This is a genomic window from Pandoraea pnomenusa (assembly GCF_000767615.3).
Lineage (GTDB): Bacteria > Pseudomonadota > Gammaproteobacteria > Burkholderiales > Burkholderiaceae > Pandoraea > Pandoraea pnomenusa.
The window spans coordinates 2,509,094-2,534,602 of the sequence record NZ_CP009553.3; the positions used below are offsets into that span (position 1 = coordinate 2,509,094).

Below are 25,509 nucleotides of genomic sequence, written 5' to 3' on the forward strand. Positions count from 1 at the left end.
TGCGGCCCGTCTTGCATTCCCATGCGGATTCAGGAGTAGAGTGAATTCGTCGCGCAATACTGCCGCCGATGAAGGAGACACCATGTCCTGGACAAAAGAACAGAAGCATGTGGTAACGGCAAGCTATCTTGGGTGGACGCTCGACGCGTTCGATTTCTTCCTGATGGTGTTCGTGCTCAAGGACATCGCGAAGGAGTTCAACACCGAGCTGGGCAGTGTGGCGTTCGCGCTGTTGCTCACGTTGGCGATGCGTCCCGTTGGCGCCTTCATCTTCGGTCGGTTGGGCGACAGGTTCGGGAGACGACCGGCGATGATGGCCAGCGTGCTGCTCTATGCCGTGCTCGAACTGGCCTCTGGCTTCGCGCCCAGTCTTACGGTACTGCTGATCCTGCGGGCCCTGTTCGGTATTGCGATGGGGGGAGAGTGGGGCGTTGGCGCGGCGCTCACGATGGAGAGTGTGCCGACGCATTCGCGTGGCATCGTGTCCGGCTTGCTGCAGGCGGGCTATCCGAGTGGCTATCTGCTGGCTTCGATCGTGTACGGCCTTTTCTACGAGAGCATCGGCTGGCGCGGAATGTTCTTTGTCGGCGTGTTGCCGGCATTGCTGGTGTTCTACATCCGCCGGCACGTTCCGGAGTCGCCCGCGTGGGCGAAAGGAAAGGCGCGCAGCGCGGCGCCGCGCGCCAACTTCGTGCAGGTGCTCACGCGCGACTGGAAGCTCGCGCTCTACGCGATCGTGCTGATGACGGCATTCAACTTCTTTTCGCACGGTACGCAGGATCTCTACCCGACGTTCCTTCAGGTGCAGCACAAGTTCGATCCGCACACGGTGAGTTGGATCGCCATCACCTACAACATTGGCGCGATCATCGGCGGCCTGTTCTTCGGGGCGATTTCGGAGCGGATCGGCCGTCGGCGCGCCATCATCATTGCCGCGCTCATCGCGTTGCCGGTGCTGCCGCTGTGGGCGTTTTCCAGCGGTGCGGTGATGCTGGCGATTGGCGCGTTCCTCATGCAGATCTCGGTGCAGGGTGCGTGGGGCGTGATACCCGCTCACCTCAACGAACTCTCGCCCGACGAGATTCGCGCCACGTTCCCGGGGCTGGTGTACCAGTTGGGAAATCTGCTTGCCTCGGTGAACGGCAATCTGCAGGCGAGCATCGCGAAGGCGCATGGCGGCAACTTCGGCCTGGCCATGGCGCTCGTTGCCGGAACGGTGGCCGTGGTGATCGCGGTGATGATCTGCTTCGGTCGCGAACGTCGCGGCGTGGTGCTGCACACCGGCGAGGAAAACACCGGCGCCGCCGGGCTGCCACCGGGAGCGACGGCCACGAGATAGCGAGGCCGCGATCCGGGCCGGGCGCGCCGCCGGTTTTGATGCGTACCCGGGGTGCGGAAGAGCTCTGAAAGGGCTGAAAGGGTTGAAAGGGTTGACGGGTGTCAGCCCTTTTTGCTGTCCGAGTGGTCTCGCAGGTTGCCGAGCAGCACCCCGCAAGGTGGTGTCGCAGGCGGTGCGAAGAACAGCATCTCGACTTGATGGATGAGGGCGGGCGCGAACGCGTCGCCGCCGACCTGCGGGGCGATCAATTGCATGAGCACCGGTGAGCCGGGTGGCGGATGCAGCGCGTGCACCAGCAGGCAGAAGTACATGGCGGGGTGCTCGGCGCGGACCACGCCGGCGGCCATGCCTTGCTCGATCAGCGGCGCCATGCGGTCGTACACCGGCATGACCAGGTGACCGTGCAGGATCGCGCCGCGTTCGCCGGTCTCCGAGGCGTGTTGCGCAATGAATTGCTTGTGCTCGGGATGCCGTACCGCGTGCGCGGCAATGATCTCGATGGCTTCCTTGAGCCGATCGGTCACGGGCCGCGACGTATCCAGCGACAGCGCGCGCAAGCGTTCGGCGGGTTCGGCCAGTGCGGCTTCGAGCGTGTCGACGCAGGCGCGCCACAACTGCTCCTTGGAACCGAAGTGCACGCGAACCAGGCTGGCGTCGACCTTGGCCGCACGGGCGATGCCGCGCAGATTGGCGCCATCGTAACCATGTTGCGAAAAGGCATGGATGGCCGCGCCGAGCAGCGCGGCACGGCCATCGGGCAGGTGTTTGGGGCGTCGGCCCCGGGTGGTCGGTGTGGCAGTCATCGTGTGGCGACATCTTGCGATGCTGGCGCGGGCTGCACCCGGCGCTGCGTCTGCGGCGCCGGGTTCCCGCTTCCGGAAGCGCCCTGGCCGGTCGTGTCGGCGGCGGGCTCGGGTGGCACCCCCATCGCGTAAAACAGTAGCGCAGTATCCGACAAACGTGCGCCGGTTGCACGTACTGTCGTCAAATAGGCGTTCCAGTACTGCTGCTCGCGCCCGCGCGCCGCCGACACCGGCAGCGCCCCCAGACGCACCCGCGCCGCCGTATCGCGATAGATCTGTTCGGCCGCCGCACTCGCGTTGTCCGCGTGCAGCAGGGCGGTATTGTCGGCCTCGAGCGAGGCGAGGGTGTCCGCCACGTTCCGGAACGCCGTGAGCACGGTCTGCTTGTATTGGTCGACGGACGCTTCGTATGTCGCCATCGCGGCACGCCGCTGGGCAAGCAGGGCACCGCCGTGGAAGATCGGCTGCGAGATCGACGCGGCAATGCTCCAGAGCGACCCGGCGCCCGAGAGGACGGTCGGCCAGTTGAAGCCGCCCTTGCCCATCGACGCCGTGAGCGAGAGGCTTGGGAACATCTGCGCCGTCGCCACGCCGACTTCGGCCGACGCCGCCTTGAGCGCCATTTCCGCGGCCTGGATATCCGGGCGCGATTTCAGCAGTGTCGACGGGACCACGACGGGTACGCGCTCCGGCACCTTCAGCTCACCCAGTGCGAGATCGTCCGGCGCCTGATCGGGCGTGCGCCCGAGCAATACGGCCAGGGCGTGACGCGTGGATTGCCACTGCGCTCTGAGGCCCGGCAGCGACGCAGCCAGCGACTCGGCGTTCTGGGCCGACGCCAGGGCGTCCGAGCGGGAGACCGCGCCGAGCGCTTCGCGTCGCGCCATGTCGGTGGCGTCGGCCTGTGCGAGCGCGACGAGGCGCTCGGTCGCCTTGACCTGCGCGCCGAGAACGGACGCGCCGATGGCGCCGGAGACGATGTTCGCCGCGAGCGCCTGGCGTGCCGAGGCCAACTGGAACGCCTGCTGATCGACCCGCGCGGCGAGCGACGCATTGGCGAAGCGCGATGCACCGAAGAAGTCGAACGTGTAGCGCGCCTGGATCTGTCCCACGAACATGTTGTACAGCGCGGTCGGCGGCCCGAATGTGGGAATGCCGAGATTGCGCTCGCGCGCGGCCTGGCCGCCGATGTCCACCTCGGGGAAGAGCGACGACCCCACTTGTGCTTTCAGCTGTTCGCGCGCGGCCTGCAATGCGCGCTCGGTCGACGCGAGGTTCGGGCTGTTGCGCAACCCTTCGTCCACGAGCGCGTCGAGCTTGTCGGAGCGATAGGCATGCCACCAGGCGTCGACGGGTGCCGCGCCGACGTCGAACTGCTGCGACGCGCCCTGTGCGCTGACCGTGCGCTCGGGCGGCGCGCTCGCGCCATAGTGGGCGGGCGAGGGCATGGCGGGCGGTGTGTCGCCGGGCGTGAACGAGCAGGCCCCCAGCCACAGTGGCAGCGCGGGAACGAGCGGGGCGCACCAGCGCAGGGTACGACGCGGGATCATGAGCGGCCTCCTTGCGAGGTGTCGGCGTGCGAGGCGCGTTCGTCGTGGCGCACGCGGAATGCCGTGGCGTACAGCGCAGGCAGGAAGAACACGGTCAGGATGGTTGCGCTGGTGATGCCGCCCATCAGCGCGGTCGCCATCGGACCGAAAAAGTTGCTGCGCAGCAGCGGGATCAACGCCAGCACGGCCGCGGCCGCGGTGAGCGTGATCGGGCGGAAGCGCCGCACCGTGGCGCTGACGATGGCGTCGAAGCGCGGGTGACCCGCGGCCACGTCCTGTTCAATCTGATCGACCAGGATCACCGAGTTGCGCATGATGATGCCGAACATGGCGATCACGCCGAGCATGGCGACGAAGCCGAACGGCTTGCCGAACAGCAGCAGGGTGGCGACCACGCCGATCATGCCCAGCGGCGCCGTGAGCACCACCAGCATGGTGCGTGCGAAACTCTGCAACTGGATCATCAGCAGCGTGAGCACCGCGATGATCATGATCGGCATTTGCGCATTGATCGACGATTGGCCCTTGGCCGACTCCTCCACCGAACCGCCGATCTCGATGCGATAACCGACCGGCAGCGCCTTGCGGATGTCGGCAAGCTTCTTGTCGACCGCGTCGGTCACGTCGATGCCCTGCTTGCCCGGGCGGACGTCCGAGCGCACGGTGATCGTGGGCTGGCGGTCGCGCTCCCAGATCACGCCGTATTCGAGGTCGTCGACCACGTGACCCAGTGTGGCGAGCGGTACGGGACCGTTGGGTGTGGGCATGGCCAGCGTGGCGAGTTTTGCCGGATCGACGCGTTCGGCCTTCGGCGCGCGCAACGTGATCGAGATCAGTTTGTCGCGCTCGCGGTACTGGCTGATGTCGTAGCCGGTGAGCGTCATGGCGATGAAGTTCGCGATGTCGGTCGAACTCACGCCGAGCGCACGTGCCTTTTGCTGATCGACTTCGAACCGCACTGAGCGCTGCGAAGGTTCGTCCCAGTCGAACTGCACGTCCACGGTGTCGCCGTTGGCCCGCATGACGTCGGCGACCTGCTCCGAGATCTTGCGCACGGTGCCGATGTCGTCGCCGCTCACGCGGAATTGCACCGGGAAGCCGACGGGCGGTCCGTTCTCGAGTCGCGACAAACGGGTGCGCACACCGGGCAGGGCGTCGCGCAGCTTCGGCTCCAGCCATTGGGCGAGCGCCTCGCGATCTTCCACCGATTTGGCGGTGATCACCAACTGGGCGAAGTTCGGCGTGGGCAGTTGCTGGTCGAGCGGTAGATAGAAGCGGGGCGCGCCGGTACCCACGAAGCTCACCGTGTGATCGATTTCCTTGCGGCCCTCGAGGAGCTTTTCCACGCGCTGCGTCTCGCGCAGGGTCGCCTGGTACGACGCCCCTTCCTGCAGCCGCAAGTCGACCATCAGTTCCGGGCGGTCCGAGCTCGGGAAGAACTGCTGCGGTATGAGCGAGAAGCCTGCCATGGCGATGAGGAACAACACCACCGTGATGACGAGCACGACGAGTTTGCGCTCGATGCACCAGGTGAGCCAGCCACGCAGCCGGTTGTAGAACTTCGTGTCGTAGACTTCGTGCTCGTGATCGTCGCCATGATGGGCTTCGCGTGGACGCTCGGGCAGCAGCTTGTAGCCCAGCAGCGGTATGAGGACCACGGCGGCGAGCCACGAGGCGAGCAGGGCGATGGCCGAGACCTCGAAGATCGAGCGGGTGTACTCGCCGGTGCTCGACTTGGCCAGCGCGATGGGCAGGAAGCCCGAGACGGTCACCAGCGTGCCGGTGAGCATCGGGAAGGCCGTGCTCGTGTAGGCGAAGGCGGCCGCGCGTTTGCGGTCCCAGCCCTGGGCGAGCTTCACGGCCATCATTTCGACGGCGATGATCGCGTCGTCGACGAGCAGGCCGAGCGCCAGGATCAACGTGCCGAGCGAGACCTTGTGAAGGCCGATGTCGAAGATGTACATGAACAGCGACGTGACGGCGAGCACGACCGGAATCGAAATCACCACCACCATGCCGGTGCGGAATCCCAGCGACACGAGACTGACGATCAGCACGATGGCGACGGCTTCGGCCACGGCTTCGAGGAAGTCGTCGACCGAATGCGACACCGACTCCGACATGCTGGCCACTTCCGTCAGTTTCAGGCCGGCGGGCAGTTGCGCGCGCAGTGACGCCATCGTGCTTGCCAGCGCCTTGCCGAGATGCACGACATCCTGCCCGGTCTGCATGGTGATGCCGATGCCGAGCACGGGTTTGCCGCCGAAACGCATCTCCGAGACCGGCGGATCGACGTAGCCGCGCTTGATCGTGGCAATGTCGCCCAGGCGGAACGTGCGATCGTTCACCCGGATGAGCGTGTCGGCGAGTTCCTGCACGTTGCGGAACTGACCGCTCGGACGCACCACCAGGCGGTCGTTGGGGGCTTCGATGGTGCCGGCGGGCGACACTGCGTTCTGAGCGTTGACCGCCTGCGCGATCTGGTTCGGCGAGATGCCAAGACGCGTGAGCTGCGTGTTGCTGATCTCGACATAGATGCGCTGGTCCTGATCGCCGAAGTAGTCCACCTTGGCCACGCCCGGCACACGCAGCAGCACCGTGCGCAGCGAATCGGCGTAATCGCGCAGCTGGGCCGGGCCGAAGCCGTCGCCTTCGAGCGTGAAGATGTGCGTGTAGACGTCGCCGAACTCGTCGTTGAAGAACGGGCCCTGCACGCCGGGCGGCAACGTGTACGCGATGTCGCCGACCTTCTTGCGCACCTGATACCACTCTTGCGCCACTTCGCTCGCGGGCGCCGAGTCCTTCATCGCGAAGAACAGCAACGACTCGCCGGGACGCGAATAGCTGCGCTGGAAGTCGATTGCGGGCATCTCCTGCAGCTTGCGCGCGAGCCGGTCGGTGACCTGCTCCTGAACCTGCTTCGCGGTGGCACCGGGCCAGAACGTGCGGATCACCATCACGCGGAAGGTGAACGGCGGGTCTTCGGATTGCGCAAGTCGCGAGTACGCGAGGATGCCGAAGATCGTGGCCATCGCGATCAGGAAGACGACCAGCGCGCGATGGCGCAGCGCCCACGCGGAGAGGTTGAAACGTCCCTCCTCGTGACGGTAATCGATCGGCTCCACAGGGGACTGGGGTGTCGTCTGGGGCACGGGCGGCTTCCCGTCCTGCGTGCTCATGACGCGAAGTCCTCGGGGTGCAGCGGCGCGATGACGCGGACCTTCTCACCCGCCGTCACCGTATGAACGCCCTGCCAGACAATGCGCTCGCCCGGCGTGATGCCGCTTGCGACCGTGATCGTGCGCTCGCCATAGCGCGCGATGCGCACGCGGCGCAGCACGAGCGTGTCATCCGGCTTGACCACCCATACCGCCGGCTGATTGCCGTCGTGGAAGAGTGCGGTCGAGGGCAGCGTGATGGGCTGAAGCGACGGTGCCTGCGCGTCGCCGGCGGCGCTCGCCGTTGACGTCGGCGAGGTGAACGGCTGCGCGAAGGCGACGTTGGCCGTCATGCCGAGCTTCACGTCGGGACCCGGCGAGAGCAGTGATAGCTTGGCGCGGTAGGTCCGGCTTTGCGGATCGGCCGCCGGCGCGATCTCGCGCACGCGCGCCTGCCACGTCTTGCCCGGCACGGCGGGCAGCGTGACGCTTGCCGTCTGGCCGACCCGGAAGGCGCCGAGCGCCACTTCGGGCACATCGACGATCACGTCGACGTCGCCCGTCCAGGCCAATTGATATACCGGTTGGCCGGCGCTGACATTCTGTCCGGTGTCGGCCTGTTCCGCGGTGATCACGCCGTCGCGAACGGCCGTGAGGTTGCCATAGCGCAACTGGTCGCTCGCCAGCGCAGCCTGCTGGCTGGCCTGATTGCGTTGCGCGAGCGCGCTTGCATAGGCGTTCTCCGATTGCTCGAGTTGCGCCGGGGCGATCAGGTTTTCACGCGCCTGCGCGCGGTCGCGGGTGACCGTTTGCGTGGCGTAGTCGAGCTGATGCTGGGCGGCGTCGAGCTGTGCGCGAGCGCTGGCGGCATTCTTCGACAGGTCGGCCGGATCGAGCCGGGCCACGACCTGACCGGTTTTGACCGCGTCGCCCAGGCGCACCGAGCGATCGATGATCTTGCCCGCGACACGGAACGACAATGGCGTGGAATAGCGCGCCTCGATCTGTGCGGGCAACGACGCGATGGGCGTTTGCGCCGCCAGCGTCGCGGCAACCGCGACAACCGGGCGCGGCGGCGGCTCGGGCGGCGCTTTGCGTGAGCAGGCCGCCAGGGCGGCCGCGGCCAGCGCCGTGGAGGCGAGCGCCAGCGTGAGCCGGCGGCGGCGTGGTGCGATATCGGACAGGAAGGGCATCATGCGCTCGTGACTCACAGGGGGTGAGAAATTAAATCTACGGGCGATGATATATGGATTGCCCATGCCCCGCAATGGGGCGTCATCGACATTTCACGTCGGCCTGTGACTATCGACAGGGGGGCGTCATTGGTTTGTTTCGAAGCGCCGGGCAAAGCCCGATCGCCGAATTATTTTGGAGTACGATGCCTGTGAGCGGTACGCCCGCGCAGGCGCTTCGAGCGCACGTGTCATTGGCCGGGGCCGCGTCAGTGTTCCATGGCTTGCGATCGGCAATGTGACGCAATTGCGGCAGCACGTGCCATGCCGGGCGCCGTCCTGGCGCGTGAGGCTTGACCAAAGTCAAGCGAAGGTCATGCCAGGGTGTCGAATGCGGGAGCAAGCCGGAGGTTCGCGACTATGCTGGAGGTATCCGAAGTTTAACGACCGACGTCAGGACGAGGGACCAATAGCCATGACAACACGAATCGCTTTGGTGACTGGCGGCATGGGTGGGCTGGGCGAGGCCATCAGCCTGCGTCTTGCCGATGCCGGATACCGCGTTGCAGTGACCTGTTCCCCCACGAATCACGATTGCGAAGGCTGGGTCGAGCGCATGCGCGAGACCGGTCGTGAATTCGCTGCCTATCGTGTCGACGTTGCCGACTTCGCGTCATGCGAGGCCTGCGCGAGGGCGGTGGAATCCGACACGGGGCCGGTGGACATTCTCATCAACAATGCGGGGATCACGCGCGACGCCACCATGCGCAAGATGACGGCCGAGGACTGGCAGTCGGTATTGCGCACGAATCTGGACAGCGTTTTCAACATGACCCGCCCGCTCTTCGGGGGCATGGTGGCGCGTGGTTGGGGACGCATCATCAACGTCGCGTCGGTCAACGGCAGTCGCGGCGCTTTCGGGCAGGCGAACTATGCGGCGTCGAAGGCGGGCATGCACGGATTCACCAAATCCCTCGCCCTGGAAGTCGCCAAATCGGGGGTCACCGTCAACACCATCTCGCCGGGGTACCTCGCGACGAAGATGGTCACAGCGGTGCCAAAGGAAGTGCTCGAATCGCGCATTCTTCCGCAAATTCCGGTCGGTCGCCTCGGACGGCCCGACGAGGTGGCCGCGCTCGTCGCATTCCTCGTATCTGACGACGCCGCTTTCATCACCGGAAGCAACCTCGCCATCAACGGCGGCATGCACATGGAATAGCGCGTCGCGCGGCATGGCTCATTACTGCTCACTACTGCTTACTACTGACTTAGGAGATTCAAGATGTCAAAGGAAACGAATCCTGCGCTGGCAATGGTCAAGCTTGGCACGGCGAGTGCGCTGGGCGCCTACGGCATCATGCTGGAGGCCGCGCAGCGCATGCACCAGTTGCAGGCCGCGCGCGATACGGAATTGCTCAAGACCCATGCCGAGGCGGCGCGATCGCTCGGCGGGGCGAAGGACTTCAATGCATTGTTCACCGCGCAGTTGCAGTTGATCAATGGCCAACTCGCGCAACAGAACGAGTTCTGGCGCGAGTGGCTCGCGGTGGTGGCGAACAATCAGATGCTGTGGGCGGAGCATTGCCGCAAGACGGGCGAGGAGCTCCAGCATGGGATGGCGGGCGCCATGGCGGTGCCGGACATGATGGGGGCGGGCGTGGCGGCCGGCGACGCGGCCCGGGCGGCTGAAGCACCGTTGCAGAAGTGGTTCCAGGCGTTCAACGACGCCACGCAAGGCACCATGGATGCCTGGCGTCGCATGTCGAGCGAAGCCGCGCAGGCGACGGAAGCGGCCGTGTCGCAGTCATCGCCGCTCAACGGCCGTGTGGCGCCCAAGCGCGGCGGCGCGCAGGCTCATCGCTCCAGCACGTAATCGCCGGGCGCGTCGCCCAGCGGGTTTTCCGGTGGCCAGGGCGCGGCGACGGACTCGCCGCCGCCCCGTGCGAGCAGCCACGCCTGCCAGGCGGGCCACCACGAGCTCGGCATGGCGGACGTCGCGTCGAACCATGCGTCCGGATCCCGATAGGTCGACCCCGCCGTGCGCGTCGCCACCCGATAATGGCTGCTCGGGTGTCCCGGCGGACACACCACGCCCACGTTGTGGCCACCCGAGACCAGCGCGAATGTGAGGTCGCCGTGGTAGAGCAGATGCAGCTTGTAGACCGATCGCCACGGTGAGATGTGGTCGCGCTCGGTAGCCACCACGAACATCGGCGTGCGAATGTCCGCGAGTGCGACCGGTTGCGCGCCGAGTTTGAGCGCGCCGGAGGCCAGCGCATTATTCAGATACAACTCTCTCAGACACTGACTGTGCAGACGCGCGGGAATGCGTGTCGTATCGGCATTCCACACAGTGAAGTCAGTCGTTTGCGCGGGCTTGCCGAGCAAATAGTCACGCATGAGCCGTGACCAGATCAGGTCGCGCGAATTGAGCAACTGGAAGGTCCCGGCAAGTTGCTCGCCGCTGATGAACCCCTGGCGCCACATCATCGCTTCCAGGTAGGCAACCTGACTGGCGTCGATGAACAGGCCCAGTTCGCCGGGTTCGCTGAAGTCGGTTTGCGCGGCAAGCAGCGTCACGCTGGCGAGGGCCCTGGCATCCAGGTCGCCGCGCCCGCGCCGCCGGGCGAGGGCGGCCGCGGCAATGGCGAGGAGCGTGCCGCCGAGGCAGTATCCGCAGGCGTGCACCGGCACTTCTCCCGTCAGACGCCGAACCTCGCGCAGGGCGGTGAGCAGGCCGGTGTCGAGATAGTCCTCGAGACCCCGGTCCCGCGCCTGGGGGCCCGGATTGTGCCAGGAGATCATGAAGACGGTGAGCCCCTGTTCCACAAGAAAGCGCACCAGCGAATGCTGTGCCTCCAGGTCCAGGATGTAGTACTTCAGCAGCCAGGACGGCACGATCAGTACCGGTTCGCGCCAGGTTCGCGGCTGCATCGGGGCGTACTGAATCAACTCGAAGCAGGCGTTGCGATACACGACCTTGCCTGGCGTGGCGGCGATCTCATGCCCGACGCGAAACGCTTCGCAGGCCTTGGGTCCGGCGCCGGGCGCGTGGCCGGCCGCCATGTCCTGGAGGTCGGACCACCAGCGTTGCGCGCCGTCGACGAGGTTCTGCCCGTGCGACGCACGAATCGCGGCAAGCACTTCAGGGTTCAGGAACCACTGGTTGCTCGGCGCGAAAACGTCGAGCCATTGGCGCGCCATGAAGCGCACCACGTCGCGATGGTGCGGATCCACCCCCGGAATATCGCCGGTCATCTCGTCGACGAAGTATTGCGCACGCAGAAAGCGGTCTCTCCACCAGGAGAACGGCAACGCATCCCAGGCGGGATCGCGAAAGCGCCGGTCGGCCGGTGGCGGACCGCCCGTGGCCTTCGATGGGGCGGCGGACTGGTCCAGGTGGGTGAATGCCCTGAAAACGTCGAGCTGATGGCCGGGCGCGGTCATTGCGTGCATCGCCCAATCGGCCCATGCGAGCGCGACGGCCGCTGGAGAGACGTTGCCGGTAAATCGCGCCGTGGTGGCCATGGCCGCGCGATCGAGATGGTCGGCAAACGTCGATGCCGCCGAGGTCGGCGCCTTCTCGGGCGCGTGCGGTTCCTTCGTGTGGGCGGCACTCGCATGGGCAGGGGCCGTGCCGGCAGGCGTTGCGCGCCGCGTGTGCGATCCCGTGAGCCGCGTTCCGCGCGAGCGCGATGCCGCCTTGGACGCCGGCGGCGGTTCGGGTTGCCGAACTTCCGACGGCGCCGACGGTGACATTTTGCTGCGGTCTGGCATGGCGGACTCCGTTTCGATCTGCCGCAGGCATGCGAGCGCCTGCCGGTTGCGACAACGAGAAGAGGGGATGCCGCGAGCTTCCGGTCGCCGCGTCAATGAGGTATCAGGCTTTGTCTGCCGCGTGGCCCGGCGCCTCGCGGATCGCCGTCGAACCGGTTCGCGCGTTTCGAAACATGCCACGAATGCGACGAATATAACGCAGACCCCGCGAGACTTCCGTGATCTGCGACAAGTTGCGCGGTCGTGACGAGGACTTATCGGGCGGGGGCCGACGGCAAGCCAGGGGAAACCACCGGAGTCCCGGCGGCGGGCGACAGCGGCGCCGGGCGCGGCTGCGGCTTGCGTGCATGCCAGCTGATGCGGCGAAAAGGCTGCTCGCGGCCCGACAGGGTCAGCGCGATATGCGTGATCCACCGCTGCGTCGGCACCCGTTCGCCGTGCAGCCACATGACGAGCACGAACAGGCTGGCGGCCATCGGCAGTGTCTTCAGGTTGGGGGCGTCGTCGTGTCGGGTGAACCACGCGAAGGCCGCACCCACGGTGAAACCCACGGCGCATCCCGCCACGGACTCCGAAATCGAATGCGCCGAGAGGGCCACACGTGACACACCGACGGCCACGCTTCCCGCCATGGCCGCGAGCGTGCCGAGCGTGCGCCAGGGCCACGCGACGCGACGCAGCAGCAGCCACGCGATGACCGGGTAGACCGTGGCGGCGAGCATCGTGTGCCCGCTCACCCCGGTGAAGTCCAGCTCGCGCAGGCCAAGGCCCCAGCCGAGGAACACGATCTTGGAGATGGCGACGACGAGGGCGGCGGCGCCGAAGAGCATGCCCCATGCCAGCGCCATGCGCCAGGCGCGGGCGAAGAGCAGCCAGAGCGTGAGAGCGGCGGCGGCGGGGACCGTCACGGCCGCACCGCCGAAATTGGTAATGGAAATCCAGGCGCTTGACATGACTACCGAAAAATCGGCCCGGCGGGGAAAGCCGGGCAAACGCATTATCTTACGCGCACGTGCGTTCGAGGTGGACGCCACGAACGCACGGCACGCAGCTCAGAGCGTCCGACATCGGTCGAGGTCTTTCGTTCGCCAGTGCGCGGGCGTCAGTTCGTCGTGGCGGCGTGAAGATGCGCGGTCGATCCGCCGGTGGGATTGCCTGGCGCGCACGGTGGCACATCTTCCGGGAATAAAACGGTAGCCTCGGCGAATGTGATTCAATGCAAGCAATGACGTGGCGTTGCCAACGTCAGACCGGCCCACTCCGGGCACTGCGCTTGCCGGGATGGGACGACGCCTCGCCCGGCGATCCGGAGCGATTGGCCGTGCGCCGGGACGAGCGCGAACTGGTGCGCGAAGCGCTCGCGGCGCCGGACGCCCGCCGCACGCGTGCGTCCTTGGCTGCGGCGACACCGGGCGCACCGGTGACACCTTCGGCGCAGGTCACACGCCTTGCGCGTTTGCCGCTCGACGGCACCCATGGGGGAGGACGTGATGAACCGGCCTGATGATGCGGACGTGACGAAGGCGCCAGAAGTGCCGGGCGGCTTACCTGAGGACGGCGGACGCATGCGGCGTGCCGTCCCGGGGGTGGGGGAAAGCGATGCACCGGGCGACGGCGAGGCGACCTCGCCCGGCAAGGCGTCCGGACAGAAACCGGCGCCGTCGCGTTCAACGCCCGGCGCGCCTGTCAGGCCGGCCGAAGCGGCATGGGGGCCGAGCCTGGCGCCGTGGCTGTTCGGGGGCGCGGGCGGCGCGATCCTGGGGGGACTGGCCGTGACGATGGCGCTGCTCGTGGGTCGTCCGCCGACGCAGCCCGAACCCGCGCCGGACGTGGCGGCGACCCAGGGCCTGCAACCGCAGGAAATCGTGGCGAGCCACGTGCGCGCGCTGCTGTCGCAGCATCCCATCGATGTGATCTCGACGGATCGACACACCGTCAAGCCGTGGTTCAACGGCCGCATCGATTACGCGCCTGCGGTGGTCGACCTGTCGGCGAACGGCTTCCCGCTCGCAGGGGGGCGTATCGACTATGTCGGCGGCCGCACGGTGGCCGTGCTCGTCTATCGTACGGACAAGCATCCGATCGACGTGTATGTGTTTCCGGCGCGCGACAAGGCGGCTGCCGCACCGATGATGACCGGCGCCGACGGTTACGCGATCGCCCGCTGGCGGCGCGGCGGCATGACCTACTGGGCGATCACCGACGCCGAGGCCTCGCACCTGCGGGTCTTCGTGGAGGCGTTGCAGGCGGCGACCTGATATCGTTGCGTCATGGTTCGTGCCCCCTGGAGTGAGTCATGCCGCAAGTGCCGTCGCCGAGTCCGTCGAAGGTCGAGAATGTCAAGAATGCGCCCGCGGCGCCCGTCAATCCGGCTTGGCAGGCGGCGCAGTACGTCAAGTTCGAAGACGAGCGCACGCGCCCTGTGCGCGATCTCGTGGCGGCGATCCCGGAACTGCCGGAGCGGGCGCACGCGCGAGTGGTCGATATCGGATGCGGCCCCGGCAATTCCACGGAAGTGCTTGCGGCCCGATATCCCCACGCGGAGGTGCTCGGACTGGACAGCTCGGGCGACATGATCGACGCGGCGCGCTCGCGTCTGCCGCAATTCCGCTTCGAAGTCGCCGACATCGCCACCTGGCAGGCGGGCCCGTTCGACGTGGTGCTGGCCAACGCCGTGCTGCAATGGCTGCCGGATCACGAGACGCTGTATCCACGCCTCGTCGCCTGCCTGGCGCCTGGTGGCTCGCTGGCGGTGCAGACACCCGACAATCTGGACGAACCGGCGCATCGACTGATGCGGGAGGTGGCAGCCGACGCGCGGTGGGCCGACCGGCTCAAGGGCGTGGAGCGCACGGCGCGTCACGACGCAATGTTCTATTACCCGCTGCTGCGCGCCCTGTGCTCGCGCATCGACATCTGGCGCACCACTTACCACCATCCACTCGCGGGCGGTACTCCGGCGGTGGTGGAGTGGTTCAAGGGCAGTGCGTTGCGACCGTTCCTTGCAAGGCTCGACGAGGGCGAGCGCGAGGCGTTTCTCGCCCGCTACACCGACGAGATCGCCAAGGCCTATCCGGCACTCGCCGACGGTACGGTGCTGCTGCCGTTTCCGCGGCTTTTCGTAGTCGCCACACGCTGAGCGCGACGGCGCCGGCCGCTGGCCCGGTGTAAAGTAACGGCCATGAGCGCCGCTCGTCCTCCTCACCAGCCTTTCCGCAATGCCCCGTTGTACTGGCGCTCGTCGCTGGTGCCCGGGGCCGACATGGTCACGGCGGAATACAACGACCATACGTTCGCGCCGCACTGGCACGACGCGTATACGTTCGCGTGCATCGTCGAGGGAGCGGAGCGCTATGCCTATCGCGGCGGGGAGCACGTGGCGGATGCCGGGTCGGTGGCCATCATCCATCCCGGCGAAGTCCACACCGGATCGCGGGAGACCGACTTCGGCTGGCGTTACCGCGTGTTCTACCTGCCGGTGGATTTCGTGCAGGGCGTGCAGCGTCAGTTGACCGACCCGCTGCCCGGGCTGGCGGCATGCGCCGATGCGCTGCCCTGGTTCGGCGATGACGTGGTGCGCGACGTGCAGGTCATGCAGCGGTTGCTTGCCGCCCATCGCCTGCTGCAGACGGGCGCCGATCCGCTGCTCGCCCAGAGCGTGTTGATCGATGCGGTGTCGATGATGTTGGTCCGCCACACGCAGGCGCGTATTCCCGAGACGCCCACGCATCGCGACAGCGTGCGCGTCGAGACGATGAAGGCGCGCTTGTCGGCCGATCTGACCGAGCCGATGTCGCTCACGTCGCTGGCCGAAGCAGTCGACCTTTCCCCATTTCACGCCGCGCGTCTGTTTTCCCGAGAGACGGGCCTGGCGCCGCATGCGTGGCGCAATCAGTTGCGACTGGCGCGAGCGTTGCCCGCACTGCGCGCGGGCGTCTCCGCCACCGACGTCGCACTGGCGCAGGGCTTCAGCGACCTGTCGCACTTCACCCGCTATTTCCGACGCGCGTTCGGTGTGTCGCCCGGAAAATGGAGCGCCGGTCGGGGCGTGTAACCGGTCACGTTCGCAGGGCGAACGTTGCATGCCTCGAGCCTGTGCACGCGTCGGCGCCCCGTTCATTCGGGCTGTTGCATGCGCGCATTGTGCGTCGTGGATCGACGTTTTCACCTGTGAAACACATTGCGGACCGGGCGTTTCAGGGTATTCCATAGGTTTGCCTGAAACGGCTCAAGTTTTCCCGCGAACGATTCGTTAATCCTCGTCAGAGGTACCGGGGAAGGTATCGAACGAGATCCGCCGCGCGAGTCAGGCGGGGGATCTTTCTCGACACGCAGGACGAATCGCTGGACGCGCAAGGCAATGTTCAAGAATCTGAGTATCAGCAAACGGCTTATCGCCGCCTTTTCCCTCAACGTGGTCATGCTGCTCGTCGTGGCGGTGGTGGCGGTCACGAAGATGTCGACGATGGATGCGAACACGCAGCTCATCGTCTCCGACCTGAACCACAAAATTCTGGAATTCCACAATCTGAAGGATCGTGCGGCGCACGTTGCGGTCATTTTGCGCGACATCGTGATGTCGGCCGACGCATCACAGATCGACGCCCGCCTGGCCAAGATCGACGAGTTGCGCGAAGCCAACAACAAGGGCATCGCCGGCATGGCCACCATGTTCTACACGGAGAAGGGCAAGGCGCTGTATCGCTCCCTGACCGAGGCCAACGTGGTCTACAGCAAAGAGCTCGACACGATCAGGACACTGGTGCGCAGCGGTGACTTCGCCCAGGCGAAGGCAGAGTTGATGGGGCCCATGCAGAAGGCTCAGGTTGCTTACTTTTCGCCGCTCGACGACCTGATGGGCGTGGGCAAGGCCGTGAGCGCGAAGGAAGCTGCCGACGCCAATGCGGCCTATACCTCCGCGCGGCTGTGGCTGATGCTGACGTTGCTGGCGTCCGTGGTGCTGTCGGTCATTGCGGGGCTGGCGATCGTGCGCTCGGTCACGCGTCCGGTGAAGGCCGCCGCCGAGGGGGCCACGGCACTCGCGCGCGGCGATCTCACCTATCGTGTCCGCGTGGACAGCACCGACGAAATTGGCCGGATGGCGACCTCGCTCGACACCGCGATCGACCAGCTCAGCCGCCTGGTGCGCAATATCCAGAGCGCGTCGGGCGCGATCGACAACGCCGCGCGCGAGATCGCGCAGGGCAATACCGACTTGTCGCAACGCACCGAAGAGCAGGCGGCTTCGCTCGAGCAGACGGCCGCGTCGATGGAAGAGCTGACCTCGACCGTGCGCCAGAACGTGGAGCACGCAATGCAGGCGCGGCGCCTGTCGCAAGAGGCGTCGGGCGTTGCCGATGCCGGAGCGCAGAGCGTGCGGGCCGTGATCGAGACCATGCAGGCGATGGCCAGCGCCTCGGCCCGCATGAGCGACATGATCAGCGCCATCGAGGGCATCGCATTCCAGACCAACATCCTCGCGCTCAATGCAGCGGTCGAAGCGGCGCGCGCGGGCGAGCAGGGCCGCGGCTTCGCTGTCGTGGCCGGCGAAGTCCGTACGCTGGCCCAGCGCTCGGCGGGCACCGCCAAGGACATTCGCGAATTGATCGCCGCGTCCATCCAGCAGGTGCAGGATGGCACCTCGCGGGTGGAAGTCGCCGGGCAGACGATGGACCGGATCGTGGTGTCGGTGCGCCGCGTGAACGAACTGATTGCCGAAATCGCCGCCGCCAGCGACGAGCAGGCTCGCGGTATCGAGCAGGTCAACCAGGCCGTCACGCAGATGGACCAGGTCACTCAACAAAACGCGGCACTCGTCGAGGAAGCTGCCGCCGCCGCCGAGCATATGCGCCAGCAGGCCGCCGATCTCGTGAGCGAGACGTCGAAGTTCCGCGTCGACGCCGACGTCGGGCTGTCCCGAGTTGCCACGTTGCCGGAGCCCCGTCGCGAGACCCCGGCAGGTGCCGGCGCGCTCATCGCGCAGCGCGCCGCCGCCTGAGGTCGCGGGCGACGTGTCAGGCGGCGTTTGCCGGGGCGGACGTTTGCGCGCCGAATGCGGCGTCGATCGCGGCCACGGCATCCACCAACTGTTGCGCGAGCGCCGGTGACGCATTCGCCATCGGCGCTCGCAGCACGTCTTCCAACAACCCTTCGCGCGCCAGCCACGCCTTGAGCGGGGCGGGATTGGCGTCGGCGAAGAGCAGCCTTACCACCGGCATGAGCGCGTGAAACAGCACGCGTGCCACATCGAGCTGTTGCGCGCGCACGGCGCGGTAGAGCGCGGCGAAGTGAGCCGGGCGGCAATGCGCCGACGCAATGATCGCGCCGTGGCCACCCATGGCGAGTGTCGAGAGCAACTGGTGGTCCTCGCCGGCCAGCACCGACAGACGGCCATCGGCGATGAGCGCCTGCGTGGTGTGCGCATTGCCGCCGCAATCCTTGATCCCCTGGATGTTGTCATGGCCGGCAAGGGTGAGCAGCGTGTCGAGCGTGAGCGTTGCGCCGGTGCGGTAGGGAATGTCGTAAAGCACCAGCGGCGCGCGCGACCGGTCGGCCAGGGCGTGGAACCAGTCGAGCAGGCCCGCCTGCGACGGCCGGATGTAGTACGGTGCCGGGCTCAGCACACCGCACAGCGGCAGACCGTTGAGAGCGTCGAGTCGCGCCAGCGTGTGGCCGAGATGGTTGCCGGCGAGCCCGGCGATCACCGGCAGCGAGCCGGCTTCGCACAGCACGGTGTCGAATACGGCGAGTTGCTCGGCATCGTCGAGCGCGGCGGCCTCGCCCGTGGTACCGCAGATGACGAGACCGGCGATGCCGGAGTGGCGATAGTGCGCCACCAGCCGCCGCAGGGCGGCGTGATCGACGGCGGTATCGGCTCCATCACGCCGCAATGGCGTGACAAGTGGCAGCCAGATGCCGCGCAATGTCGACGATGTGGCCGAAGCCGTGGACGCGAGGTGAGGCTGTGCGACGTGCATGAATGTCTCCCAGGACGCAACGCGCGGCTAAGCGAGCCGCGAACGCGTGATGACCCTTACGGAAACCGCGCAGCAGGGCGACGAGGAGTTCAGATACGCGGGGAGTGCGAGGCAGGCGCGCGCAGGGCGCTGTGCGGGACTGCCGGGTCCACGTGGCTGTTCCGTCGCTCAACTGACGGAACAGCACGCTCCGGTCAGTTGAGCGACTGTTTTTTGCTTTTGACGAACGCACCCGGCTGACCCATCGGGACAGCGTGCAAGGCTTGCGGGAAGCAAAGGCGCGAATTTGTCATGCAGCGACTCTATCCGCTTTGCGCGTGTCACGTCAAGCGCGTCGACCTGTGGCGTGTCACCGTTGGCCCATCGCGGCCAGGCGGTTGTAAAGCGTCTTGAGGCTCACGCCGAGCGAGCGGGCGGCGCCCGGTTTGTCGCCGGCGTGATGGGCGAGCGATGCGGCGATGAAGTGCTGTTGTGCGTCGGCCAGCTTGATTTCGCGGGGTAACGCCACGGTGCCGTCGAGTACCGCGGGGATGGCGGGCGAGACCGGATCGGTCGCGACTTGCAGCACGTCGTCCGCGAGAATGAACGCGCGCTCGATCGCGTGGTGCAGTTCTCTCACGTTGCCCGGCCAGTGGTGTTGTCCGAGCCGACGCATTGATTGCGGCGAGAGCGTTTTGGCCGTGCGGGCACGCGCGTTGAGGGTACGCAAATGCGCTCTGGCCAGCGCGTCCACGTCGGCTTCCCGATGCCGAAGCGCGGGCACGTGCAGCACGAACGCCGCAAGACGGTACAGCAGGTCGTCGCGAAGCCCCTTGTTGCGCAATGCGTGCAGCACGTCGTGGCGTGTGGCTGCGATGACACGCACGTCGACGGGGATGGGGTCACTGCCCCCGACTCGCACGATGACGCCCGACTCGAGTGCCCGCAACAATTTGACTTGCATGGCAGGCGGCATATCGCCGATCTCGTCGAGAAAGAGCGTGCCCCGATGCGCGGCTTCGAAGACCCCGCGCCGACGCTGCGTCGCACCCGTAAAGCTGCCGCGCTCGTGACCGAACCATTGGGACTCCGCAAGATCGGCGGGCATGGCACCACACGGCACGGCAATGAACGGCCCGTCACGGCGATCGCTGGCCGCATGCATGGCGCGCGCGGCCAGTTCCTTGCCGCTGCCGCTCTCGCCGAGAATCAGCACGCTCAACGACGTTCGCGCGACCCGATCGATCTGTGCACGTAGCGCACGTATCGCCTCGGAGTCGCCGAGCAGTGCCGCCGTGGCCGCGTGGGTAGGCTGAGGTGTCATTCCTGTGTGACGTGAAGTGCGCCGCGAATATCCCGCACGCTTTCGAAATCGACATTGAAATTTTGTAGTCGGATCGCGTGCCGCATAGGAAGTTTCGATGGCGATATGCCGAACGGCATCGCGGATCACGCAGTCGAACAGCCATCTGCCGCCCTACGGAGGAGCCATGTCAGTCGATTCCGACGCGTTGCGACAAGCTGCCTGCCGGTCGCCGATTTTGCTGGTCGGGCCCGACAAGGTGACGCGCGACACGTTGTACGCCATCTGTCCATCCACCATGCCGCCACCCACGTGGGCGGGCACGCTCGCCGACGCGGATGCGTGCCTTGCCCGGACGTTGCCGTCACTGGTGATGACCGGTCTGGAGATGCCCGACGGCAGTGGCTTCGATGTGCTCGACGGATGGGCGCACCGCCGCGATCTCGATGTCGTGATGTGCACGGCGCGTCCGCAGTGGGAGAGCGCGGTGCAAGCGCTGCGGCGCGGCGCGCGCGATTACCTCGTATTGCCTGAAGACCGCGATCGCGCGGGCGAATGGATGGTGAGGGCGTCCGAACCCGTCCCTGGGCGGGATCGTGTTCGCGCTACCGCCGGGAAGACATGGAGCTACACGGATCGCACCGACTCGACCGATCACCCAACAGCTTTGGGGCGCATGCTTGGCAAGTCCGATGCGATGCGCCGGGTCTTCGATGCCCTCGCGCGTGTCGCGCCGACCGACGCCGCGGTCTTGCTCACCGGCGAATCGGGCACCGGCAAGGAACTGGCCGCGCGTGCCGTGCACGATCTCAGCGAGCGGCGCGACCGCCCATTTCTGGCAGTCAACTGCGGGGCGATCGCGCCAAACCTCGTGGAGAGCGAGGTCTTCGGTCACGATCGCGGCAGCTTTACCGGCGCTGAACGTCGGCACCAGGGACTTTTCGAACGCGCCGATGGCGGCACCCTGTTTCTCGACGAAGTCGCCGAAATGCCGCTCGCCTCGCAGGTCAACCTGCTTCGCGTGCTCGAGACGGGCAGGCTCACACGTCTTGGCGGCACACAGGAGATCGCCGTGGACGTGCGCATCGTCGCCGCGACCAACGTCCGCCCGGATGAGGCCATGCAGGCGGGCAAGCTGCGCCCCGACCTCTACCATCGGCTGAACGTGTTTCCGGTTACCCTGCCGCCACTTCGCGAGCGGGGCAGCGACATTGCGTTGCTGGCGCAGGCGATGCTCGACGAGGCCGGCGACCGCGATGGCGTGCGCATGCACTTCACGCCGCGCGCGCTGGCGGCGCTGTCGCAGCATGATTGGCCGGGCAATGTTCGTGAACTGCGCAACTTCGTCCAGCGTGTGCGCATTCTCACCGCCACCCCTGAAATCGACACGCTGCCGCCGCCGATCCTGGCGGAGATTGCCGCATTTCCCGTACGCGACCAACTGACGCACATCGCGCTCGACGCGCCGCTGGCCGAGCTCGACCGCCAAGTCATTCTCGGGGCGCTGGCGCAATGTGGGGGTGTAAAGGCGCGCGCGGCGCGTCAACTCGGCATCAGCCTGAAGACGCTGTACGCGCGCCTTGCCCAGCTACGCACGACGACATGAATCACGCACCCTGCACGTCGTGTCGACGCGCGAATCGCGGCGTGACGTGACAAGGGGATAGACCAATGTGCTCATCCGGGAGGAACCATGAAATCGCTGCATCGTTCACGACAGGAGGTCAGCCGTATGCGCGCCGCAGGCGCGTCGTTCGCAGGCGTTGCCCTCATGGCGAGTGCGCTCGCCGTGGCGCAGGAGCTGCCCAAGGGGGTGCCGGCGCAGGACGGCGGCACCGATCAGGCCGGACTGACGGCGGGGCAGGAAGTCACGCATGGCAAATCGGCCGCGACCCGCACGGCGCAACCGACGGCAGGTCTGGACGTCGAGTTCGTCGACAAGGCGCAGAAGGCGGGAAAATCGGAGGTGCAGGCCAGTCAGGTTGCCGTGCGGCGATCCGCGAACCCGGCCGTCAAGCGCTTCGCTCAACAGATGGTCTCGGATCACAGCAAGACCAACGAGGCACTGCGCCGGTTGGGCGCGAAGAAAGGCGTGAGCGTTCCCAACGACGCTGCCGTCGACCCGGACATCGAAGCGCTCAAGCGCAAGACGGGACGCGAGTTCGACGTCGCCTACATGGCGCTGGCCGGACCCGATGCGCACGAGCGGGCCGTCACGCTCTTCCAGTCGGAAGCGGAGAAGGGGCGAGACCCCGACTTGCGCGCCTTCGCGCAGCAAACCCTGCCGACACTGCGTCATCACTTGAGCGAGGCGCGCGAAGTGTCCGCCAAGGTCGAGATGGGGAAGTAAGTGCAGGACTCACGAACGTATGGGCCCTCGGGTGGGGCGCCCGACGAGCAGGCACTGCTGCGTGAGGGCCGCAACTGCTGGCGCATCGCGCCGGCGTCCCGCATGCGCATGCTGGTCGATGGCGAGGCCTATTTCAGCGCGCTGCGCGACGCGCTGCGCGCGGCGCGTCACACCGTGTTCATTCTCGGGTGGGACATCGACAGCCGGATGCAACTCACGCCGAACGGGCCGGACGACGGCTTCCCGTCGGGCTTGCGGGACTTCCTCGACGCGCTGGTGCGACGCCGCAAGGGGCTGCACATCTACGGTCTGAGCTGGGACTTCGCCATGCTGTATGCGCTCGAGCGCGAGTGGCTGCCGTCGGTCAAGCTCGACTGGCAGACGCACCGCCGGCTGAGCTTTCGCCTCGACGGCAATCATCCGACGGGGGCCTCGCACCATCAGAAGATCGTTGTCATCGATCAACGGCTCGCCTTCGTCGGTGGGCTCGACCTCACCCGTTGTCGCTGGGATACATCGCGGCATGCGCCGGACGAACCGGGGCGACGCGATCCGTCCGGCCTCGCGTATCCGCCGTTCCACGACGTTCACGCCATGGTGGACGGACCGGCCGCGCAGGCGCTCGCGACACTCGCGGAAGATCGCTGGCATCGCGCGACGGGCATCCACGTCGACCTGCGCCTCAGGGACGCGCGCGACGCGCCTTACGCGCCGCTCGATCCATGGCCGGCCAGCGTGGCGCCGGATCTGACCGATGTTGAGGTCGCGATCTCGCGCACGGCGCCGGCCTTTGACGGGCGACCCGCAGTCCAGGAAATCCAGGCACTGTATCTCGATGCGATCGCCAGCGCCCGCCACCGTCTCTACTTCGAGAACCAGTATTTCACCGCGACCCCGATCGGCGATGCACTCAGCGCGCGACTGGCGACGCCCGGGTGCCCCGACATCGCCGTGGTGTCGCGGCGCGCGGAGACGGGGTGGTTGCAGGAGCAGAGCATGGGGGTGCTGCGTGCACGCCTGTACCGGCGGCTGCGCGAGGCCGACCCCACCGGACGTTTCCGCCTGTATTGCCCCGAGGTGCCGGGCATCGCCCCGGCTTGCGTGAACGTGCACAGCAAGGTGATGGTGGTCGACGACGCGCTGCTCGTCATCGGTTCGGCGAATCTCAACAACCGTTCCATGGCGCTCGATACGGAGTGCAATCTGGCGGTGGCCGCGAACGGGGACGCACGCATTGCCGCCGGCATTGCCCGCGCCCGCGATCGATTGCTGGCCGAACACCTCGATGTGCCGGTGTCATCGGTGTCACTCGCGTTGTCGCGCGATAAAGGGCTGCATGCGGCGATCGAGGTCCTGCATCGCCCCGGCATGCGCACGCTCGAGGCCTTCGAGCCCGAACTGAGCGAGGCCGACGATGCTGCGTCGCCCGGCCCGGTCGTGCTGGATCCGACGGAGCCCATCGACTTCGAGAACGTGATGGGCACGGTCATCGCCACGCGGGCGCGCCCACGGCTCATCGGACGCATTACGGCGCAGGTCGTGCTGCTGCTCGTGCTCGCCGGGCTCGCGCTCGCCTGGCGTTACACGCCGCTGCGCGAGTGGGCCGACGTGCGTCGCGTGCTTGGTATCGTCGAGCACATTCATCGCATGCCGTTTGCGCCGCTCGTCATGATGGCGGTCTATCTCGGGGGCGCGCTCATCATGGTGCCGGTGACGGTGCTGATCGTTGTGACGGTCATTGTCTTCGGACCCGTCATGGGGGCGGTTTACGCCTTGATGGGGACGGCCGTGGGGACGGTCGCCGGCTACGGGGTCGGACGCGTGGCGGGGCGAGACGCCGTGCGGCGTCTGGGCGGACGTCGCCTGAATGCCCTTAGCCGGCAGATCGGCAATCACGGATTGCTGGCCATGGTCGTGCTGCGCCTGATGCCGCTGGCGCCGTTCACGCTGGTCAATCTTGTCGTCGGAGCATCACGTATTCGCTTGCGGGATTGTTTGCTGGGCACGCTGATCGGCATGTCGCCGGGGATACTCGTGGCCGCCGCGCTGGTCGATCGCGTCGCGGCCCTCGCGCAGCGACCCAGCGGGTTTACCGCGGCGCTCCTGGCCGCGGTGCTGGTGTTGCCCGGCATCGGCGTCGTCGTGCTTCGGCGACGCATGGGAGGTGCTGGCGACGATGACGGCGCAGCCACCCGCGCCGGTGCGCGCCATGCGACGGATACGATGCGCGCGCCGGTTCGATGCGATGCCCGTCCGGAGGCGGTGAGTCGTGAGCTCACGCTTGCCAGCTACAACGTGCATGGCGGCGTCGGCACGGACGGTCGCCACGCGCCGGAACGCGTGGCTGGCGTGCTCGGCGAGATCGACGCCGATATCGTGGCCTTGCAGGAAGTGGAAGCGAGCGCCACGGGCGTAGGCATGCTGGCCCAATTGGCCGAAGGCCGTGGCATGCATGTGATTCCCGGACCGACGCTCACGCGTGCGGGAATGGATTTCGGCAACGCCATCGTGACGCGCCTGGCGCCCGTGGCGGTGCGGCACATCGACCTGAGCGTGCCGGGGCGCGAGCCGCGTGGTGCGATCGACGCGACACTGGCGTGGCATGACGCGCAGGGTCGCGAGATGCAATTGCGGGTCATCGCCACGCATCTGGGACTGCACCCGGGCGAGCGTCGCGAGCAGGTGCGTCGTCTGCTCGAGTGCCTGGCGAATCAGCCGCGCACCGCGACCGTATTGCTGGGCGACGTGAACGAGTGGTTTCTCTGGGGACGACCGCTGCGCTGGCTACACCGGTATTTCGAGCGCGCGCCACACGTGGCCACATTCCCGTCGCGTTGGCCGTTGCTTGCGCTGGACCGGATATGGACGTCGCCGCGCGCCCATCTGCGCACGGTACGACGCCACGCGTCGCCGCTCGCCCGGCGCGCTTCCGATCATTTGCCGATGGTCGCCACGCTGCGCACGACGGCGCCGCGTGGGAGCGTGGTTCACGCGCGAGCCGATGCCTGTGCATGGTCGGATCCTGCGACCGCCATGTCCGACGACGCCTTCGTGCGTGTCTGCCGAGACTGCGCCCGCCGGTGACGTCTCGTACGGCAGGA

The 25,509-nt window shown here is 66.9% G+C and carries 19 protein-coding genes; 11 read left to right on the forward strand and 8 right to left on the reverse strand.

The window, feature by feature from the left end:
* Positions 1 to 82: 82 nt before the first annotated feature.
* Positions 83 to 1,339, forward strand: a complete 1,257-nt coding sequence (locus LV28_RS35225) for an MFS transporter (RefSeq protein WP_023874456.1) — start codon at positions 83 to 85, stop codon at positions 1,337 to 1,339.
* A 101-nt stretch (positions 1,340 to 1,440) separates the two neighbouring features.
* Here LV28_RS35225 and LV28_RS35230 read toward each other — a convergent pair whose 3' ends face one another.
* Genes LV28_RS35230 through LV28_RS35245 form a run of 4 tightly spaced genes read right to left on the reverse strand, consistent with a single transcriptional unit; the run spans position 1,441 to position 8,043 of the window.
* Positions 1,441 to 2,142: a TetR/AcrR family transcriptional regulator gene (locus tag LV28_RS35230; protein WP_023595834.1), complete on the reverse strand. Its 702-nt coding sequence runs from the start codon at positions 2,140 to 2,142 to the stop codon at positions 1,441 to 1,443.
* Entirely contained in the window at positions 2,139 to 3,692 is a 1,554-nt protein-coding gene (locus LV28_RS35235) for an efflux transporter outer membrane subunit (protein WP_025249110.1), read from the reverse strand. Before LV28_RS35235 ends, LV28_RS35230 begins: the two co-directional genes overlap by 4 nt.
* Positions 3,689 to 6,808: an efflux RND transporter permease subunit gene (locus tag LV28_RS35240; protein WP_048806660.1), complete on the reverse strand. Its 3,120-nt coding sequence runs from the start codon at positions 6,806 to 6,808 to the stop codon at positions 3,689 to 3,691. Before LV28_RS35240 ends, LV28_RS35235 begins: the two co-directional genes overlap by 4 nt.
* A 59-nt stretch (positions 6,809 to 6,867) precedes the next feature.
* Positions 6,868 to 8,043 (reverse strand): efflux RND transporter periplasmic adaptor subunit, encoded by a 1,176-nt coding sequence (locus LV28_RS35245; RefSeq protein ID WP_023595837.1) that lies wholly within the window; start codon positions 8,041 to 8,043, stop codon positions 6,868 to 6,870.
* A 454-nt stretch (positions 8,044 to 8,497) separates the two neighbouring features.
* On the opposite strand from LV28_RS35245, the gene phbB reads away from it, so the two are divergent.
* Both phbB and LV28_RS35255 read left to right on the forward strand, forming a co-directional pair.
* Positions 8,498 to 9,241, forward strand: coding sequence for an acetoacetyl-CoA reductase (phbB, locus tag LV28_RS35250; protein ID WP_023874451.1), 744 nt, complete (start codon positions 8,498 to 8,500; stop codon positions 9,239 to 9,241).
* A gap of 63 nt (positions 9,242 to 9,304) precedes the next feature.
* Positions 9,305 to 9,895, forward strand: coding sequence for a phasin family protein (locus LV28_RS35255; protein ID WP_023595839.1), 591 nt, complete (start codon positions 9,305 to 9,307; stop codon positions 9,893 to 9,895).
* On the opposite strand, the gene LV28_RS35260 is transcribed toward LV28_RS35255, so the two are convergent.
* Together LV28_RS35260 and LV28_RS35265 are read right to left on the reverse strand one after the other, a co-directional pair.
* Complete coding sequence (locus tag LV28_RS35260) at positions 9,877 to 11,799, reverse strand: alpha/beta fold hydrolase (RefSeq protein ID WP_028730870.1); 1,923 nt, start codon at positions 11,797 to 11,799, stop codon at positions 9,877 to 9,879. The genes LV28_RS35255 and LV28_RS35260 overlap by 19 nt on opposite strands.
* Positions 11,800 to 12,053: 254 nt before the next feature.
* On the reverse strand, positions 12,054 to 12,752 hold the full coding sequence (locus LV28_RS35265) for a phosphatase PAP2 family protein (RefSeq protein ID WP_023874449.1): 699 nt from the start codon (positions 12,750 to 12,752) through the stop codon (positions 12,054 to 12,056).
* A 263-nt stretch (positions 12,753 to 13,015) separates the two neighbouring features.
* Here LV28_RS35265 and LV28_RS35270 point away from each other — a divergent pair, with 263 nt between their 5' ends.
* From LV28_RS35270 to LV28_RS49505, 5 genes are all read left to right on the forward strand, one after another.
* Positions 13,016 to 13,303 (forward strand): hypothetical protein, encoded by a 288-nt coding sequence (locus LV28_RS35270; RefSeq protein ID WP_038617659.1) that lies wholly within the window; start codon positions 13,016 to 13,018, stop codon positions 13,301 to 13,303.
* Positions 13,290 to 14,057: an anti-sigma factor family protein gene (locus LV28_RS35275; protein WP_052408603.1), complete on the forward strand. Its 768-nt coding sequence runs from the start codon at positions 13,290 to 13,292 to the stop codon at positions 14,055 to 14,057. The genes LV28_RS35270 and LV28_RS35275 overlap by 14 nt, the downstream gene beginning before the upstream one ends.
* A gap of 38 nt (positions 14,058 to 14,095) precedes the next feature.
* Positions 14,096 to 14,938, forward strand: a complete 843-nt coding sequence (tam, locus tag LV28_RS35280; RefSeq protein WP_081326868.1) for a trans-aconitate 2-methyltransferase — start codon at positions 14,096 to 14,098, stop codon at positions 14,936 to 14,938.
* Between the two features lie 42 nt (positions 14,939 to 14,980).
* Positions 14,981 to 15,853, forward strand: a complete 873-nt coding sequence (locus LV28_RS35285; RefSeq protein ID WP_023595846.1) for an AraC family transcriptional regulator — start codon at positions 14,981 to 14,983, stop codon at positions 15,851 to 15,853.
* 306 nt (positions 15,854 to 16,159) lie between these two features.
* Positions 16,160 to 17,797, forward strand: a complete 1,638-nt coding sequence (locus LV28_RS49505) for a methyl-accepting chemotaxis protein (RefSeq protein WP_069106828.1) — start codon at positions 16,160 to 16,162, stop codon at positions 17,795 to 17,797.
* A gap of 16 nt (positions 17,798 to 17,813) precedes the next feature.
* Here the strand turns inward: LV28_RS49505 and dapA are convergent, their stop codons facing one another.
* Both dapA and LV28_RS35300 read right to left on the reverse strand, forming a co-directional pair.
* Positions 17,814 to 18,776, reverse strand: a complete 963-nt coding sequence (dapA, locus tag LV28_RS35295; RefSeq protein WP_048806357.1) for a 4-hydroxy-tetrahydrodipicolinate synthase — start codon at positions 18,774 to 18,776, stop codon at positions 17,814 to 17,816.
* 349 nt (positions 18,777 to 19,125) lie between these two features.
* The gene (locus tag LV28_RS35300) at positions 19,126 to 20,079 is read right to left on the reverse strand and encodes a sigma-54 interaction domain-containing protein (protein WP_048806356.1); all 954 of its coding nucleotides are present in this window, start codon (positions 20,077 to 20,079) and stop codon (positions 19,126 to 19,128) included.
* A gap of 166 nt (positions 20,080 to 20,245) precedes the next feature.
* Between LV28_RS35300 and LV28_RS35305 the strand changes: the two genes are divergently transcribed.
* From LV28_RS35305 to LV28_RS49365, 3 genes are all read left to right on the forward strand, one after another.
* A complete protein-coding gene (locus tag LV28_RS35305) occupies positions 20,246 to 21,664 on the forward strand; it encodes a sigma-54-dependent transcriptional regulator (protein ID WP_048806657.1) in 1,419 nt (472 codons plus the stop codon).
* Between the two features lie 87 nt (positions 21,665 to 21,751).
* Positions 21,752 to 22,408 carry a DUF4142 domain-containing protein gene (locus LV28_RS35310; protein WP_023595851.1) on the forward strand — a complete coding sequence of 219 codons (657 nt, stop codon included), beginning with the start codon at positions 21,752 to 21,754 and terminating at the stop codon, positions 22,406 to 22,408.
* Entirely contained in the window at positions 22,409 to 25,492 is a 3,084-nt protein-coding gene (locus LV28_RS49365; protein ID WP_069106829.1) for a VTT domain-containing protein, read from the forward strand.
* Positions 25,493 to 25,509 lie beyond the last annotated feature (17 nt).

Bases quoted from the DNA above. Each gene is read 5' to 3' on its own strand.
- LV28_RS35305 (WP_048806657.1), top strand. From the start codon at position 20,246: ATGTCAGTCGATTCCGACGCGTTGCGACAAGCTGCCTGCCGGTCGCCG.
- LV28_RS35300 (WP_048806356.1), bottom strand. From the start codon at position 20,079: ATGACACCTCAGCCTACCCACGCGGCCACGGCGGCACTGCTCGGCGAC.
- LV28_RS35255 (WP_023595839.1), top strand. From the start codon at position 9,305: ATGTCAAAGGAAACGAATCCTGCGCTGGCAATGGTCAAGCTTGGCACG.
- LV28_RS35230 (WP_023595834.1), bottom strand. From the start codon at position 2,142: ATGACTGCCACACCGACCACCCGGGGCCGACGCCCCAAACACCTGCCC.
- LV28_RS35260 (WP_028730870.1), bottom strand. From the start codon at position 11,799: ATGCCAGACCGCAGCAAAATGTCACCGTCGGCGCCGTCGGAAGTTCGG.
- LV28_RS35225 (WP_023874456.1), top strand. From the start codon at position 83: ATGTCCTGGACAAAAGAACAGAAGCATGTGGTAACGGCAAGCTATCTT.
- LV28_RS35235 (WP_025249110.1), bottom strand. From the start codon at position 3,692: ATGATCCCGCGTCGTACCCTGCGCTGGTGCGCCCCGCTCGTTCCCGCG.
- LV28_RS35245 (WP_023595837.1), bottom strand. From the start codon at position 8,043: ATGCCCTTCCTGTCCGATATCGCACCACGCCGCCGCCGGCTCACGCTG.
- LV28_RS49505 (WP_069106828.1), top strand. From the start codon at position 16,160: ATGTTCAAGAATCTGAGTATCAGCAAACGGCTTATCGCCGCCTTTTCC.
- dapA (WP_048806357.1), bottom strand. From the start codon at position 18,776: ATGCACGTCGCACAGCCTCACCTCGCGTCCACGGCTTCGGCCACATCG.
- LV28_RS35285 (WP_023595846.1), top strand. From the start codon at position 14,981: ATGAGCGCCGCTCGTCCTCCTCACCAGCCTTTCCGCAATGCCCCGTTG.
- tam (WP_081326868.1), top strand. From the start codon at position 14,096: ATGCCGCAAGTGCCGTCGCCGAGTCCGTCGAAGGTCGAGAATGTCAAG.
- LV28_RS35275 (WP_052408603.1), top strand. From the start codon at position 13,290: ATGAACCGGCCTGATGATGCGGACGTGACGAAGGCGCCAGAAGTGCCG.
- phbB (WP_023874451.1), top strand. From the start codon at position 8,498: ATGACAACACGAATCGCTTTGGTGACTGGCGGCATGGGTGGGCTGGGC.
- LV28_RS35270 (WP_038617659.1), top strand. From the start codon at position 13,016: ATGCAAGCAATGACGTGGCGTTGCCAACGTCAGACCGGCCCACTCCGG.
- LV28_RS35310 (WP_023595851.1), top strand. From the start codon at position 21,752: ATGAAATCGCTGCATCGTTCACGACAGGAGGTCAGCCGTATGCGCGCC.
- LV28_RS35265 (WP_023874449.1), bottom strand. From the start codon at position 12,752: ATGTCAAGCGCCTGGATTTCCATTACCAATTTCGGCGGTGCGGCCGTG.